The 16,088-nt window shown below is 68.2% G+C and carries 12 protein-coding genes and 2 tRNA genes; 6 read left to right on the forward strand and 8 right to left on the reverse strand.

Annotation, left to right across the window (positions count from 1 at the left end):
* Positions 1 to 10 precede the first annotated feature (10 nt).
* Together G579_RS16525 and pcnB are read right to left on the reverse strand one after the other, a co-directional pair.
* The gene (locus G579_RS16525) at positions 11 to 2,695 is read right to left on the reverse strand and encodes a CBS domain-containing protein (RefSeq protein WP_155989772.1); all 2,685 of its coding nucleotides are present in this window, start codon (positions 2,693 to 2,695) and stop codon (positions 11 to 13) included.
* Positions 2,692 to 4,143 (reverse strand): polynucleotide adenylyltransferase PcnB, encoded by a 1,452-nt coding sequence (gene pcnB / locus G579_RS16530; RefSeq protein ID WP_230973824.1) that lies wholly within the window; start codon positions 4,141 to 4,143, stop codon positions 2,692 to 2,694. The genes G579_RS16525 and pcnB overlap by 4 nt, the downstream gene beginning before the upstream one ends.
* Before the next feature lie 183 nt (positions 4,144 to 4,326).
* Between pcnB and G579_RS0107870 the strand changes: the two genes are divergently transcribed.
* A tRNA-Glu gene (locus tag G579_RS0107870) sits at positions 4,327 to 4,402 on the forward strand.
* A gap of 153 nt (positions 4,403 to 4,555) precedes the next feature.
* Positions 4,556 to 5,002 carry a DMT family transporter gene (locus G579_RS0107875; protein WP_028989752.1) on the forward strand — a complete coding sequence of 149 codons (447 nt, stop codon included), beginning with the start codon at positions 4,556 to 4,558 and terminating at the stop codon, positions 5,000 to 5,002.
* A 24-nt stretch (positions 5,003 to 5,026) separates the two neighbouring features.
* Here the strand turns inward: G579_RS0107875 and G579_RS0107880 are convergent, their stop codons facing one another.
* From G579_RS0107880 to G579_RS0107905, 6 genes are all read right to left on the reverse strand, one after another.
* Entirely contained in the window at positions 5,027 to 5,620 is a 594-nt protein-coding gene (locus G579_RS0107880) for a hypothetical protein (protein WP_028989753.1), read from the reverse strand.
* 142 nt (positions 5,621 to 5,762) lie between these two features.
* A tRNA-Thr gene (locus tag G579_RS0107885) sits at positions 5,763 to 5,838 on the reverse strand.
* Positions 5,839 to 5,879: 41 nt separating this feature from the next.
* On the reverse strand, positions 5,880 to 6,326 hold the full coding sequence (locus G579_RS0107890) for a Fur family transcriptional regulator (protein ID WP_230973825.1): 447 nt from the start codon (positions 6,324 to 6,326) through the stop codon (positions 5,880 to 5,882).
* A 61-nt stretch (positions 6,327 to 6,387) separates the two neighbouring features.
* A complete protein-coding gene (gene thiO, locus G579_RS0107895; protein ID WP_028989755.1) occupies positions 6,388 to 7,524 on the reverse strand; it encodes a glycine oxidase ThiO in 1,137 nt (378 codons plus the stop codon).
* Between the two features lie 12 nt (positions 7,525 to 7,536).
* On the reverse strand, positions 7,537 to 11,475 hold the full coding sequence (locus G579_RS0107900) for a translocation/assembly module TamB domain-containing protein (RefSeq protein ID WP_028989756.1): 3,939 nt from the start codon (positions 11,473 to 11,475) through the stop codon (positions 7,537 to 7,539).
* Positions 11,472 to 13,256, reverse strand: a complete 1,785-nt coding sequence (locus G579_RS0107905; protein WP_162142984.1) for an autotransporter assembly complex protein TamA — start codon at positions 13,254 to 13,256, stop codon at positions 11,472 to 11,474. The genes G579_RS0107900 and G579_RS0107905 overlap by 4 nt, the downstream gene beginning before the upstream one ends.
* 154 nt (positions 13,257 to 13,410) lie before the next feature.
* On the opposite strand from G579_RS0107905, the gene G579_RS19170 reads away from it, so the two are divergent.
* The 4 genes from G579_RS19170 to G579_RS0107925 are packed head-to-tail and all read left to right on the forward strand — an operon-like array spanning position 13,411 to position 16,076.
* Positions 13,411 to 13,965, forward strand: a complete 555-nt coding sequence (locus G579_RS19170; RefSeq protein ID WP_051181134.1) for a GspH/FimT family pseudopilin — start codon at positions 13,411 to 13,413, stop codon at positions 13,963 to 13,965.
* 8 nt (positions 13,966 to 13,973) lie between these two features.
* On the forward strand, positions 13,974 to 14,402 hold the full coding sequence (gene pilV / locus G579_RS18245) for a type IV pilus modification protein PilV (RefSeq protein ID WP_162142985.1): 429 nt from the start codon (positions 13,974 to 13,976) through the stop codon (positions 14,400 to 14,402).
* 4 nt (positions 14,403 to 14,406) lie between these two features.
* On the forward strand, positions 14,407 to 15,540 hold the full coding sequence (locus G579_RS0107920; RefSeq protein WP_028989758.1) for a PilW family protein: 1,134 nt from the start codon (positions 14,407 to 14,409) through the stop codon (positions 15,538 to 15,540).
* Entirely contained in the window at positions 15,537 to 16,076 is a 540-nt protein-coding gene (locus G579_RS0107925) for a pilus assembly PilX family protein (protein WP_028989759.1), read from the forward strand. Before G579_RS0107920 ends, G579_RS0107925 begins: the two co-directional genes overlap by 4 nt.
* Positions 16,077 to 16,088: the final 12 nt, after the last annotated feature.

Genomic DNA, 16,088 nt, shown 5'->3' on the forward strand with positions numbered 1-16,088 from the left:
ACCGGCCCCGCTACGGACTTTGTGTTTCCTGCTGCAAGCCCTGTCTGATCCACCGCTGCGCCGTCTCCCTGTCCTGCACCCGCCCTTCCACCACGGCCCGGCGCAGCCACTGCAGCCATTCGCCGATGCGCGGTCCCTGCGGCACGCCCAGGGCGAGGAGGTCCGCGCCGTCCAGGGGCAAGGCCAAATCATACTGATGCTGGATGTAGTCCGAAACCTGCTCGCGCAACAGCTCATTGTCGCTCCAGGCCATCAGAGCCAGCAGTCCCTCCAGACTCACGGGAGCGAGCGCCTGGTAGCGCGGCCACGGCTCCAGGCGCTCCCGCAGGCGCTGCGCCAGCGGACGCAGCTGCCGCAGGTCCGCCAGCAGCACAGAGGCATCGCGCGCCGCCAGCTGGAACTCGTGCAGGCGCCGGCGCAGGGCGGGCTCCGCCAGATCGCCCAGCAACACCCGCAGCAGCACCGCCCAGGGCCGCACCGCTTCGGGTCGGAATAGTAAATGGTACCACTGCAGCATTTCCAGCGCGCGTTTGCCGCGCGCCAGCAGCAGGGTGGGATCCTTGGCCGGCTCCCCGCGCAGCACCGTCCACAGGTGCAGGCGCCCGAGCCGCTCCCAGGCGGCCGCGGCCTGGGGCAGATCGAAGAGATAACGCAGCTCCCGCCACAGGCGCGCGCCGGACAACTGCTCGAAGACACCCAGATGCAGGGCGTTCAGGGCGAGGCGCTGGCTCTGCTCGTCCATGCAAAAACCCAAGCGCGCCTCGAAGCGCACCGCCCGCAGGATGCGCGTGGGATCCTCCACGAAGGACAGGCTGTGCAGGATGCGGATGCGCCGCTCGCGCAGGTCGGTCAGACCATGATAGGGATCCAGCAGATCGCCGAAGCGGGCCGGATGAATGTCCATGGCCATGGCATTGATGGTGAAATCCCGCCGCCACAGATCCGCATGAATGCCGCCCAGCTCGATCATCGGCAGGGCCGCCGGGGCGGCATAGTGCTCCACGCGGCTGCTGGCCAGGTCCAGGCGCTCGCCGTCGGGAAAGATCAGGGTCGCGGTGCCGAAGGCGGCATGGGTGACCACCCGCACGCCGGGCGTGCGCTCCTGCAGGCGGCGGGCCAGCGCCGGCGCCGCGCCCTCCACCACCACGTCGAGATCCTGGGTGCTCTGGTTGAGCAGGAGGTCCCGCACGCTGCCTCCCACCAGATAAGCGCGCAGATCGATCTCCGCCGCCGCCTGCCCCAACTCGCGCAGGCGCCGGGTGCGGCGCTCGCCCCATTGGCCCCGCAGGCGCCGGGCCAGGTTGCGCGGGCCTAAGGGGTGGGACGGCGGCAGGGCGTGGGTGAGCTCCAGATGGCGCAGGTCCGCCGGTGTGATGACGCCGCTCAGCCGGCCGGCCGTGTCGACCACGCCCAGCATGGGCGTCGGGGAGTGGCGCAGGACCTCGCGCACGGCGGCCAGGCGGCTGTCCTGGGCGATGATCGGCAGCGGTTCGGCATAGTCCGCCAGGGGCCGGTCGCCGAGCCCGTGCCGCTGCGCGTTTTCCAGCAGGCGCCGGTGCACGTAGCCGGCGGGGCGACCCTGCTCGTCCAGCACCGGCATGCCGCGGTGGGGGTAGCGGCCCAGCAGGGCCAGTCCCGCCGCCACCGTGCAGCCGGCGGCCGCCGAGTGCACCGGGCGCGCCATGATGTCCTCGGCCCGCGGCGGCGCGGACAGGCGCTGGTGGATGGCCGCCAGCACCTGCTCCTCAGCCTCCGCCAGGGTCACGTTGCGCAGCGTCGCCGCCGCCGCCATCGGATGGCCGCCACCGCCCAGCGTCTGGGCGATTTCGTGCACCGGTACCGCGCCGTCGCCGGCGGCGCGCGCGATCACGGAGATGCGCGGTCCTTGGGCCAGCAACGCGAAGATGGCCTCGGGGCGCTCCATGTCCAGCATGCGGCTGACCACCACCGCCGCCTCGTCGATGTACTGATCCACCACGGCGGCCGTCAGCAGGATGCGCTTGCCGCCGACCTCCAGCGCCTGCTGGTTCGCCAGCAGCCGGTCCAGCAGCTGCACCTGCTCCGCGCTCAGCTCCTGGCGCAGGAAGCGGCCTACGTACACCAGATCCGCTCCCCGCTCCAGCAGCCAGGCCAACGCTTGCAGATCACGCGGGCTCACGCCCGCATAGGTCAACCCGCCGGTATCCTCGAAAATGCCCAGAGCCAGCAGGGTGGCCTCCTCGGGACTGGGCTCCAGCTCCTGCGCGCGCAGGCACTCCACCAGCAGGGTCGAGTTGGCGCCGGTGGCGCCGCTCACGTGCTCGCCGCGCTCGACGTCGCCCGGCTGGGCGGGATGATGATCATAGCTCAGCACCCGCACCCGCTCATCCGCCGCCAGGCCGCGCAGGGGACCGATGCGCTCGGCCTGGCGGCAGTCCACCAGCACCAGGCACGTCACCTGATCCAGCTCGACGGCGTCAAGGGCATGGATGCGCTCGGCCAAGTGCGGACGCTCGGCCAGCAGGCGGCGCAGTTCTGCGCCGGCGCCGCCGGGCAGTACCGGCAGGCAGTGGGGGTGCAGCAGGCTGGCGGCCAGCAGAGAGGCAAAGCCATCCAGGTCGGCCTGCTGGTGGGTGGCGATCAGGCAGCGCGGCCCGCCGTGCGGCTCGTCCTCGCCGCAGCCGGGCACGGGCGGCATGCTGCCCTCGACAGTCACGAAGCACTCGACTCCGGCGCCGGACGCGGGCGCCGCCGGCGACGGCGCTTGGGCTTGAGCGGACCGGCCGGCCCCTCCTCGGCGCCCGCGCTGTGCTTGGCAGTGCGCACCAGTTCGCCGCGACCGGCGTCGTCGGCCTCCTGGAAGGCGGTCCACCACTGGGCCAGGGCCTCGTCCGCCTCGCCGCTGGCCGCGCGCAGCAGCAGAAAATCATACGCGGCGCGAAAGCGCGGATGAGCCAGCAGCGCAAACGGGCGGCGTCCGCCGCGGCGGCTGAAGCGCGGCTGCAGCTCCCAGATCTCGCGCATCGGCACGGAAAAGCGCTTGGGGATCGCCACGCGCCCGATCTGCTCCTGCACCACCTCGGTGGCCGCCTGCTGCAACGCCAAGCCGTCCTGCAGGCCGGCTGCCTGCAGCTCGGCCGCACGCAGGCGCACGGGCTCCCACAGCAGGGCGGCGAAGAGGAAGGCCGGGGTGACCGCCTTGCCCATCTGCACCCGCTCGTCCGTGTTGGCCAGGGCCTGCATCAGCAGCACCAGCGGAAAGTGCTGCACCTCCTGCGCCAAGGCCGCCTCGGTGGCGGGAAAGAGATGCTGGAACAGGTCGTAGTGGCGCAGGAGTTCGTAGCTCTCGACCGCGTGGCCGCTGAGGAAGAGCTTCAAGGTTTCATCGAAGAGGCGGGCCGGCGGCACGTCGCGCAGCAGATGGCCAAGCTCTCTGAGCGGCGCCTCGGTTTCCGGACTCATGCGAAAACCGAGCTTGGCGGCAAAGCGCACCGCGCGCAGCATGCGCACCGGGTCCTCGCGGTAGCGGCTGGCCGGATCGCCGATGACGCGCAGGCGGCCGGCGCGCAGGTCTTCCAGGCCGCCCACGTAGTCCACGAGCGAGAAGTCGGCGATGTTGTAGTACAGGGCGTTGACCGAGAAGTCCCGCCGAAAGGCGTCTTCCTCCATGTTGCCGTAGACGTTGTCCGCCAGCAACCGCCCGCTCTCGTCCTGGACCATGAGCTCGCGCTGATCCTCGCCCTCCTCGGGCGTTTCGTCGTCCAGTGCCGGAGAAGCGCCACTGCCCCGGAAAGTGGCCACCTCGATGATCTCGCCCTGGAAGTGCACGTGCACCAGGATGAAGCGGCGCCCGATCAGGCGAGAGTTGCGAAAGATCCGCCGCACCTCCTCCGGTCGCGCGTCGGTGGTGACGTCGAAGTCCTTCGGCTCGCGGCCCAGGAGCAGATCGCGGATGCCGCCGCCCACCAGATAAGCCTGATAACCGGCGTCCTTGAGCCCGTACAGCACGCGCAGGGCCGCCTGGCTGATCTGCTTGCGGGAGATGCCGTGCTCGGCCCGCGGGATGATCGGCGGAGCCGCTTCGTCCCGGGGCGCCGGAGCGCCTTGTGGCGACGCCGCTTTCTGCTCCCCGCTCTCACCTATGAACTCTTTCAAAGAAACCAAGACTTTTATCCTGTCTGTGCAAACCCGTGCCGATGCGAACGCTGGCGAGCGCTCCAAGGATTAAAAGTTTACACCAAATCCACCTTTTTTGCGGAAACGGACCATCGGCGCACTCGGAAGGCGCCGGAGCGACTCCGGGCCCCTTGCCAAAGGCGCGAATATTCATATAATGAACGACTCGCCGCTCCCATCGTCTAGTGGTCCAGGACACCGGCCTCTCACGTCGGTAACAGGGGTTCGAACCCCCTTGGGAGCGCCACTTTTCCCAGCGGCCGTCCAAGCCGCGCGCGCCCCGGTCGATATCCTATATCCCCCTTGCAAAGCTTCGCTCCCGGCGAAAGTTCCTGTTGCGCCAGGCCGTCCACCCTTAAGCTGTAGCCAGGCGAGTCGATCAGGTCGAGCCGGAAAATCCATGTCCACGAAATATCTTTACGCAGGCATTGCGCTGCTGGTGGGTTCAGCCTTGCCCTTCCAGATCGGGATCAACACGCAGCTGCGCGACTGGCTCGGGCACGCCGTGCTCGCGGCGCTGGCTTCTTTCGGGGTGGGCACACTCATTCTGCTGCTGTACGCAACGACTTTGCGGCTGCCATGGCCCACGCTGGGCGCGCTGCTCGCCGTCCCGGCATGGGCATGGATGGGCGGGGTATTGGGAGCACTCTATGTGGCCGCCTCGGTGATCCTGGCTCCCCGGCTGGGGGCGGCCACCTTGGTGGCCCTCGTCGTCGCGGGCCAGCTGCTCGCATCCCTGCTGCTGGATCACTTCGGGCTGGTCGGCTTTGCCGCCCACCCTTTCAACGTCTGGCGCGGGCTGGGAGCCGCGCTGCTGCTCGGCGCCGTGCTGGTGCTGAAGTTCTAAGGTCCGTCCGCTAGGGCCCGTCCGCTAGCTGCCCCCGCCCAGTCCCAGCTTGGCCGGCAACGGATGCCGGTACAGGTGTCCCCGGTTGCTGTTGCCGCGCACCTTCTGTTCCAGCGAGACCTTGGCCGGCTTCAGATAGCGCTCCCACACCGAGGCCGGGGACCAGTCATTCCACAGGCTGGCAGCGCCGACGTGGGAGTTCCAGCCGGCCAGCAGCGGCGCGGAAAAGGCCGCCAGCGAGGCGCCGGCGCTCAGTACGCCGTTTTTCAGCGCTTCAGTGCCCGCTTCCAGCTCGGCATTGGCCTGCCGGCCGAACTGATCGTACTGCTGCCTGGCAACATCAGCTCCCTTGCCAAAATCCAATGCGGATGCGCGCTTGGTCGGCGCGCCGGCATCCCTGGCGTAGTCGGGCGCATCCACCACCGCCAGCGGCAGTTCCACCGGCCCGCCCTGCACCGACAGGCGAAAGGTGTCGCCAGTGAAGACGGCTTTCAGCTTGCCCTGGTAGACAGAGGTGGGAATCGGATCGGGAGCGTTGAGCGCCTGCGCGGACAGCGGAAAAAGCGCAAGCAGCGGCAGGAAGAGCAAAGCCTGGAAAGCATGAGGCTTGAATTCCATCAAATTGTACCCCGCTCGATGCAGGTTGGTCCGGCCCCTGGAGGCCTGGAATCAGGATGATTGACCGAGGACGGTGCCAGCATGGCACCCAGAAAGAGAGCCCGGCTCGGGAAGTAATAGAACAGCCAGAGGATTTTTCAAGTGGTGCCGTTGAGTGGATTCGAACCACCGACCTACTGATTACGAATCAGTTGCTCTACCAACTGAGCTACAACGGCGCGGGAGCAAGTTTATTGTGATTCCGGCGCCCAGGCAAGCGCTATTCGCGGCGGACGCGGATCACCACGTCCACCCGCTCCACCACCACGCCCGCGGGCAGCGGCGGCAGATCGGGCAAAGCCAGGGAATGGGCGGGGATGTCCTCGAGCCGGCCGCTTTCCACATCGTAGAAGTGGTGATGGGCCGACGTGTTGGGATCGTAGAAGACTTTGCCGGGCTCGACGATGACTTCGCGGATGAGGCCCTGCTGCGCCAGCAGGCCGAGGGTGTTGTAGACCGTGGCCTTGGAAACCACCGGGTATTCGGCATTCACCCGCTGCATGATTTCATCGGCGGACAGGTGGGCGGCCGCGGAGAACAAGGCGTAGGCCACTTCCACCCGCTGACTGGTGGGATTGACGTTGGCACTGCGCAGAAATTCGACGACGTCCTGCTTGGTCAAGGTCTCGCTATTCATCATCACTTCCACCTTAGCAAGGTTGAGCATTATAAATTCATTTCACAACTTTCAGCCAGCGAAAATCATACTTGCTTTAAAATTGTCGAAATCAAACTATAGACTCCTCGACCGCGCTCCGGTTCAACGCGTAAGGCGCGGGATCCAGCGGCGGAGTGCGCTGCAGCAGCAGGGCGGCGATCAGCGCCGCCGAGCCCGGCGCCATGACGATGCCGTTGCGGAAGTGGCCCGCGCAAACAAAGAGCCCTTCCACTTCCGGCACGGGACCGATGTAGGGCACGCCCACCGGCGATCCCGGGCGCAGTCCGGCCCAGTGATGCTCGATCGCGAGTTCGCCGAGTTCGGGCATGAGGGCGACCGCCTTGCCCAGCAGCAGTTCGGCGGCCTCCGCCGTCGGGGTCTTGTCGAAGCCCACCCGCTCCAGCGTGCTGCCCACCAGGATGCGGCCATCGCGGCGCGGCACCAGGTAGTGGGCCCCGGCCAGCACCATGGTGCGCACACGGCCAGGCTGGCCGCGCAGCAGGATCATCTGCCCGCGCACCGGCTCTACCAGGAGCGGCCGCCCAAGCCCGGCGAGGAGCTGGCCGCTCCAGGCGCCGGCAGTGACGAGCACCTGTCCGGCCGACAGGGTGCCGCGGCTGGTCGCCAGCGCCTGCAGTCGGCCGGCGCGGACGCGGATATCCCGCACGGCGGTGTCGCTGTGAACCGGGATCTTCAGCTGCTGCAGGCGGGCAGCCAGGGATTTGACCAGGCGCGGGTTGCGTATCTGTCCGATCTCGGGCCACCACAGGGCCCGGCCGGTGGGCTGGATGCCCGGCTGGATCCGCGTCAGATCGGCGTCAACCATGGATTGCGAAACGACGTGCCAGCGTCGAGCCCAGGCCTCGGCCGCCTCGTTCAGCGGCTGCTCCGGCGTATCCAGCATCAAAAGGCCGCAAGGCTGGTATTCGGGATCGATGCCCGTCGCCTGCGCCAAAGCGGCCGCCAGGGCGGGATAATGGCGCTGTCCGTAGGCGGCCAACTGATTGACGGAATCGGGATAACGCCACGGGAAGAGCGGGCTGACGATGCCTCCCCCGGCCCACGAGGCTTCGCGCCCCGGACCGCTCCCCTGCTCCAGCAGGGTCACGCGCAGGCCGGCTTCATGCAGATGCAGGGCGGTCAACATGCCGATGACGCCCGCACCGACGATCACTGCGTCAGGCGAAACTGCCGTGTCGTGCTTCATGCACTTCCTTGTTCAACGCATCTCCACGGTGTAGAAGAGGTCCACCCCGCTCTGCTGGGTGCCGCTTTCCGCCTGCACCTCCCAGTTGCGGGTCATGCGGTAGCGCCCGCGTACCACCATGTCGTTGGTGAAGATGGCACGGCCGATGCTGACATAGATGCGGGGATTGATGTATTTGCCCAAAGTTACCATAAACCGGTCGAAGCCGGCACCGGGGCTGATGTCGAAAGTATCGAGCCCGAGGCCGCTCTGCAGGGATTTGCGCAGCTGGGCCGCCTCGCCCAGGCTCAGCAGCCCGCCCGCGGCCTGGGCCAGCAGGTTGCTTTCACCGCCGCCGGCGGCCATGGGGCGGCCGAGCACGATGTAGGACAGGATGTCGGCATCGCGCATGGGTGGGTTGGAAAACAGCACCGTGTTGGGCTTGGGCCACACCCCGGTGATCAAAATGCCCGCCGTGACGTTCTCCACCTTGCGTATTGCCCGCACGTTCAGGCTGGGGTGCTGCAGGGCGCCGCTGAAAGTGACCAGCCCGCGCTCGATGCTCAGCTTCTGCCCATAACCCTCGTACGAACCCTCCGCCACCCGGATCTGCCCGCTGGCCTGCGGTTCGGCGGCACCCTGCAGGCTGACCAGGAGGCTGCCGTCCAGGCGTGCCGAAGCGCCTTGCGCCCGCACCCAGACGTCGCGCCCCAGCACCAGGCTCACGCGCAGATCGACGCCCTGGAGCCAAGCGCCGTCCTGGCGCACCGGCTCGTCGACGAAGACCACGTCATTGCTGGGCCGCAGCCCGCCCGGACTGGTGCCGGTCAGCAGCAGATGGGGCACCAGCACCTCGCCGCGCACCTGGATCCGCCCATCGGCACCCTGCACCTGCAGACGCGGCGACACGCTGGCCTCGATCTCCGGCTGATCGATGGCACGGAAATTTTCGCCGGTGATGGTGAAACTGTAGGCGGCCGGGCGGAAGCCCTGCAGCCTCATCGTGCCGCCGCCGCCCAGGGTGCCGTCGCCGGAACGGGCGTGCAGCTCGCTCAGCCGCAGGCTGTCGCCGGCCAGGACCAGGCGTGCGCCGATGTCGCTGACATAGACGCCGGCGCTGGGCACGAAGGCGGCGGCCCCGCTCAGACGCACGTCTCCGCCCAGGCGGGGCTGAGCCCAGGTGCCGCCGATGTCCAGCGTGCCGCGCAGGTCGCCGCGCCCCTCCTGCACGATGCCCGGCATGGCTACCAACAGCAGGCCCTGCTCGCTCACCCGAAAGTTGCCGGTGACGCGCAGCGGGCCGCCGGGGACCGGGGCCAGCGGCCACCGCGCCGGCAGCGGCAGGGTGAATTGGGTGCTGGCCTGCCCGTAATCCGCCAGATCCAGGCGCGCCGCACCCTGCAGGCGCTCGCCGGCCCACGCGAACTGGGCCTGGGCGGTGCGGACCTGGGCGACCAATTCACCCTGCGGCCGCCTGACCTGCAAGCTTCCCCCGCGCAGCGCGGCCTCGCCGCGCAAGTCCAGGCGCTGGCCGGCCAGCACCTGTCCCTGCACGTTCCCCGACATACGCCCCTGCACCATGGCCGCGGCGCCCTTGGGAAACCAGACGGGCAGGACGGGCATGTCCTGCACGGACAGGCCGAAGCGCCCGGTCACCATTGCCAGTGAACTCGTCAGCGGCAGGCGCGCCGGCAAGGCCAGATCGAGCCGGCCGTCTGCCCGTCCGGCATCGGCCAGGTCCAGCAGCGCGTCGCCCTGCAGGCGCTCGCCGGCCCAGGCAAATCGGGCTTGCGCCGTGCGGATCGACATGACGCTCGCGCCGCCCGGCCCCTGCAGGCGCAGGGTGCCGGCCTCGATGGCCGCATTGCCGCGCAGGTCCAGGCGCTGCTCGGGCAGGATCCGGCCCTGCAGCCGGCCCGAGAGGCGACCCTGCACCGTGGCGGCGGCGTCCTCGGGGAACCAGACGGGCAGAATGGGCACGCCCTGCCAGGCGGCATCGAACTGCCCCATCAGGGGCTGCAGACGCAGGTCGGCATCGAGCCGCAGCCACCCGGCCGCCTGATTGCTGAGCCGGAGCATTGGGATGCGAAGCCTGTCGCCCGGGTCGAACAGAATCGTCGCGGGCGCCGGCAGCTGCCAGCGGCCGGTCTGGCGGTCAGACAGGGTCAGCGTCCCCAGGCGCAACTGCCAGGCATCCATCCAGGTCTTGCCCTGCCGGGCGCTCTCGGCGGCCAGGCTCAGCGCACCCGCCGGCCAAGCGGCGCGCGCGCGCCAGCGTTGTTGCTCGAGAGTCCCGTCCATCGCTGCCTCGACCTGTTGCAGGGCATAACCGCCGTAGCGCAGTCCCCGCAGCGCCAGGCCGGCCCGCAGGGGCCCGGCCAGCCCGTTCTGCATGCTGCCCTCGACGCGGGCGCTGGCGGCGCGAATCTCGCCGTAGCCCAGATCCGTGCCCCGCCCGCTGAAGTCGAGCGCCAAAGCCCCCGCGCGATAGCGCACCCAGCCCGCGGCCCGGAGGTTGCCCGCGGCCTGTGGCGACAAGCGCCCCAGCTCGGTCAGGGCCACTGCCACATTCAGGCGTTCCGCGAGGCGGCCCTGGCCGCGGATATCCATGCCCGGGCCGTAGACATGCCCTTGGGCGATACGCAGATCCCGCCCGTCCCAGTCCGCCGCGATGCGGCCCTGAAAGTTTTGCTGGTGCAAGCGGCTCTCCGCGAGCTCCAGCACGAAGTCGCCGCGATCAAAGAGGCCCCGGCCGCCGCCGCTGAGCACGAGGGAACCATTCAGATCGCCGGGCCAGGCCGGCGCCACCAGGGCCGGGTCGAGATCCGAAAAACGCATGCTCAGCGCCGCGCGCATGGCCTCCTGCCAGGACACGGCCACCTCACCCCGCACCTGGCCGCCCAGTACGCGCCCCTGGAGCTTGCTGGCGCGCAGGCCCTGCAAATTGCCGGCCACCGACCCATACAGGACGGCCTGGCGCCAGTCGGCGCCCTTGCTGCTGATTGCCACCCGACCGGCATAATTGTCCAGCCAGCCGCGCAGATGGGCCTGCCAGACCAATCCGGTATCCCGCAGCTGCGGCGCGACTTCGCCCAGATGCCAGTCGGCGACGGCCCGGACATCCATCTGCGGGTCGCCCTGCGGAAAGTCCAGGCGCCCCAGCAGCCACAGGGGACCCGGCATGCCGGCCCAGCGGAAGCGGGTCTGCACGAGGCGCACGGCATGCGGCTCGACGACCCACTGCCCGCTCCAGACGCCCAGGGTGCGGCCCGGACCGTGCATGACCAGATGCGCCGGCCCGGCCAGGTTCTGGTCCCGGCTCTCCCAGTCCACCGTCCAGTAAAACGCATCCAGCAGCCCCGGCTTCAGCGGCTGCCACATCCCCTGGCTTTGCAGCAGCGGTTCGTCCAAGCCGAGCCGCAGCCTGCCGATGATGCGTCCGAACTGATCACGCAGCCGGACGTCCCGGGCTTGCAGGACGCTGCGCCGCAGCCGCAGCGAGGCCGTCAGCTCATCCAGCCGGTAGACGGGCCGCCGTCCCTTGGCGTAGTGCAGATCACTGATGCGCAGACGGTGGACGGCGATGCGCCGGCCGGTCAGCCAAGCGGGCAGCGCCGGCACCCGAAAGGTGGGCGCCTCCTTGACCTCCGGCCGATCGTCCTCGATACGCAGCCCGCGCAGCTCCAGCCAGGCGACATGCACGCTGCCGAGCAGCAGGGCGTTGGGACGCCACAGCATGTCCACTTGATGCACGGCCACTTCCATCTGGCCGGCCTGCAGGCGCACGCCGCGCAGCCGCAGCCGATCCGCCAGCCGCCCCTCCACCGAATCGACCTGCAAGGGTGCCACCCGGCTCAGCTGCGCCACCGCCCAGCGCGCACCCGCGGGGGTCTGCCACAGCCAATGCCAGCCCGCCATGGCCGCGAGCAGCAGGCCCAGGAAGATCACCCAATAGATGACCAGGCGCTTCAAAAGCTCACCCCGGCGGAAAAATGGATGCGGAAGTTGCGGGCCGACGGATCCCCGAGAGGGTGCGCCAGATCCAGACGCAGGGGGCCGATGGGCGTGTAGGCCCGCGCGCCGACCCCGGCGCTTTGCAGCACGTTCATGTCGGCGAAGGTATCAAAGGCATTGCCGGCGTCGTAGAACACCACCGCGCCGAACATGCCGCCGATGTCGTGCTGGAATTCCACGCTGCCGGTCAGCAGGTGGCGGCCGCCCACCACGAAGCCGCCGGCATCGCGCGGCCCCTGGGAGCGGTAGTCGTAGCCGCGCACGCTGCGGTCGCCGCCGGCGAAGAAGCGCAGCGACGGCGGCAGATCGAGGATGGTGCCCTGATGCTGCCAAGTCGCACCCAACTCCGAGCGCAGCACGATGCGGTCGCGACTGCCCAGGGGCAGGCGCGCCTCGCCGCGGCCGGCCAGCTGCACGAAGTCGGTGTTCGAGCCCCAGCCGGTGTAGCTGGTGCGCAGGGTCACGTCGTAGCGATAGCCCTTGCGGGGCCGCAGCAATTGGTCCAGGCGGGTCTGCTGCACGCGTACGCCGGGCATGATCAGGATGGAGTGGCCCCGCTGCAGCCCCAAGCTGAAGATCTCGTTCTGGTAAGTCAGGAAGGCCGATCCGATCAGCGTGCTGGAGAAGCCCCGGGCCCGCTCAAGCGTCACCCCGAACAGACGGGTCGTGTACGTGTCCAACTCCTCGCGCTGGAAGGTGCTCTGCAGGCTGGTGAAGCTGCGGTAATCGCGATAGCTGGGCCAGACGAAGCGCCCGGCCAGGCCGAGCCGGCGCTCGGAAACATCGCTGGCCAGGTGCAGCTCGTTGGCCGAATGGCGGAAATTGAGATCATCATAACGGGCCGTCAGCCGCGCCCCGGTGTCGGTGCCGTAGCCCACGCCGCTGCGAAACCGCTTGGGTTTCAGGGATTCCAGGGCGATGCGGACCGGCATCACCTCGCCTTGGGCGGCCTCGCGATCCGGCGTCACGGAAACATTGGCGAAGCGGTCGGCGTTCAGCAGGTTGAGCTGGGTATCGGACAACTTCTGATAAGAGAAGACCTGGCCGGGCTTGAAGGCGAGATAGCGGTACAGGAAGCGCCGCGGATAGTCGGCCGCGCCGTCGAAGGTGGCCTCGCCGAATACGTAGCGGGTGCCGGTATCGAGCGTGAGCTCGATGCGCGCGGTGCCCTGCTCCCGGTCGATGGCCAGCACATGCCGGCTGAACTCGGTATCGATGTAGCCGGCATCCTGGGCAGCGGACAGCCACTGGGCCTTGGCGCGCTCATAGGTGTCCTGGCGCAGCACGTCCCCCTGCCGCAGCGGAAACTCCTGCCGCAGCCTGTCCCAGACGGGCAGCTCAGCCCCCGGCCCGCGAACCGCCAGCGCCACGTCGCTCACGTGGATGCGCGTGCCGGGAATGACGGTGTAATGCAGGACGTACTCGCTCTCGCTCACGGCCTCGGTGCGCAGCTCCAGTTGCGAGCCGTAGTATCCATACACTTGCAGGGCATTGCGCAGCCGCTCGTCCGCGGCCAGGCGGGCGCTGCCCAGCTCCTGGGTCACATCGCCGATCTGCACCGGCGCCATGTTTTTTTGCAGGTCATCGCGCACCTCCGCCGGCAGGCCCTCTCCCGCCACGGTAAAGCGCACCTCCACCGCGCCGGCCACGCCGGACCACAGGACCATGACCAGATACGCCACGCCGCGCATCCAGCGCCGCCAAGCGCCGCCTCCTCCCCTGCTGACGGAATTTGTCACACACACCCTCTTGATGGACCAAGCTTGTCGCTTTCTGATTTTTATACTAACTCAAAAACTTGCAGAGCATAGCCGACCCAACGCCCTAAGTCAGGCGCGCTTTTTGCATAACGAGGGTGACTGCCGATTACCTATAACGACAAGACCGCAGGCCATGATCCACACGCGTTTTGAAAAATGCGTCCGCTACGACGCCGGTTTCACTTTGGTGGAACTGGCTATCGCCTTGGCCGTGGGCAGCATCCTTCTGGCGCTGGCCCTGCCCATGTTCGCCGAATCGCGTGCCAACGGCCAGATCCGCGCGGCGGCCGCGCAGCTGCAGCAGGACCTGCAATGGGCGCGGGCCGAAGCGATCAAGCGCAACCAGCGGGTGGGCGTGGAAATCGCCACTGCCGCCAACGCGTCCGGTTGGACGGTCTTCGTGGACCGCAACAACAGCAGCACTCTGGATGCAGGTGACCTGACCCTGCGCCAGTTCGGCAACGCGGAGTTCCGGGCACGATTCGGCAGCAATACGGCCTTGGCGGCGAACGGCACGCCCAACCTGCCCGTCTTCGCGCCTTTCGGCAATCTCGCCAACGTGGGCAACGGCACCTACGGCTTTACGACGACGCCGACCACCCAGCGATGGCTGCTCGTGGTTGGCACGGGCGGCCGCATCGTCACCTGCATCGCCCAATCTCCCAGTTCCTGGACTTGCCGCCTGTAGACACAGACATGAGCCATAACCCCCCTTCCCCACAATCCGGCTTCAGTCTCATCGAAGTGATGATCGCCATGGCCATTTTCGCTTTCGGCCTGCTGGCACTGGCGGCCTTGCAGGTCGCCGCCGTGCGCGCCACGACCGATTCCCAGTACATCACCCAAGCCAACCTGCTGGCCAACGAAATGGTCGGCATGATGTGGGGTACCCCGACCGCCACGGCGCTGTCCGCCTACCACAACCTCGACACCCAGGCGAGCCTGCCGTCCTCGCCCGCCATCGTTGCCGCCAATGCCAGCACTTGGCGGGACGATGTGCAAAGGCAACTGCCCCAAGGGCAGGGGCAAATCGCGGTCAACGGCACGCAGGTCACGGTCACGGTTTCTTGGCAGAGCCGCACCGGCCAGCGCAGTCATGCCCTTACCACCCAAATCGGGAATTGACGTCATGTCCCTGTCCAGTCGTCCGTCGCGCACTCATGGCAGCCTGCGCCATGACCAAGGCTTCACCATGGTCGAGCTCATGGTCGCCTTGGTGGTCTCCCTGCTCGCGTCCGTAGCCATCTACAGCATCTTCATTCAGTCCGAAAGCCAGCAGCGGCGCAGCAATGAAACGGCGGATCTGTGGCAACAGGCGCGCATCGCCATGGCCATGCTCGAGCGCGACGTGCGCATGGCCGGCTACGGATTGGGCGGCAATCTGGGCTGCCAACTGGTGTCCTACAATGCCAACCGCACCCCACCGAACATTCCGGCCTATACCCTGATGCCCATCGTGTCGGCCGATCCGGCGCCCGCCACCCCCATCAGCGGGCCCGGCGGCAGCGATCAGCTCACCATCCTGTACAGCACCTCCGCCAACGGCGGGCTGCCCGCCACCCAGTTGAACGGCGACATGCCGAATTCTTCCGCAGAGCTGATCGTGGCCTCCACGGCGGGTTTCCAGGAAGGCGACCTGGTCATCCTCAACGAGCCGGGCAAGACCTGCACGCTGGTCCAGGTCACCCAGGTGCAGCAGGCCGCGCTGAAGCTGCAGCACAACCCGGGGGTCTCGGCCCCCTACAATCCCGCGGGCGGCTTCAGCATCTTCCCGGCAAGCGGCTACGTGGCCGCCAACGGCGTCACGCTCTACAACATGGGCAGCATGGTCAACAACCGGTACAGCATCGCCCCCAACTCCACCGTCGCTGGCCAGCCTGACCCCACTCCGACACTGATGGTCACCAACGTCAACACGGGCACCACCACGCCGGTGGCCCGCGGCATCGTGTCCCTGCAGGTGCTCTACGGCATGGACACCAACGGCGACAACGCCGTGGATGCCTATGCCCGCCCCACCGGCGGCGGCTGGTTTGCCGCCAGCGGCGGGCAGATACGCACGGTGCGCATCGCCCTGCTGGCGCGGGCCAGCCTGCCGGACCGGGACTACAACAGTCCGGCGAGCATCACCCTGCTGCCAGCCATGGGCGGCAATGCGGCCGTGGTTTACGACGTGCCCAACACCGATCGCAACTTCCGCCATCAACTGTTCGTGACGGAAGTGCCTCTCCGCAACCCCATCCTCGGCAATCAGACGACGTGAACACATTCCAAAAAGGCTCCGTGCATCATCCGGAAGGCGGCGCCACGCTGCTGGTCGCCATCGTTGTGCTGCTGGCACTCTCGATGGCCGGCATCGCCGCCATGTACTTGGCCAAAACGGACACGGACATCGCCGGCAACGTGCGCTTCCGCGACCAGACGCTGGCAAGTGCCGAGATCGGCCGGCAAGGCGTGGTGCAGTTCTTGGCGGCGGCCACCCTGCCCCCTGAGCAGGGGGTAGGCCAGCCCACATGGTTCTACCCGCCAGCCTCCGTGCCGGTGGACATCAGCACCGTGGCCTGGGACACCGTCTGCAGCAGCGCGCCCTGCAGGCAAGTCCTGGACAACGGCGACATCGCCCAGAACATCGTCGAGGCGCTGGGGCCGATCAATACCGGGACCGGCGGCGGGCAAAGCCTCACGCGCGGATCCTACCGACCGTCCTCCGCCCCCTTCTACTATCGGGTCACCACGCGGATGCAGGGCCCTCGCGGCACCACGAGCCTCGTCCAGGTCATCTATCGCATGCAGTATTAACAGGGTTGAGGG

The sequence above is a fragment of the Thermithiobacillus tepidarius DSM 3134 genome (genome assembly GCF_000423825.1).
Lineage (GTDB): Bacteria > Pseudomonadota > Gammaproteobacteria > Acidithiobacillales > Thermithiobacillaceae > Thermithiobacillus > Thermithiobacillus tepidarius.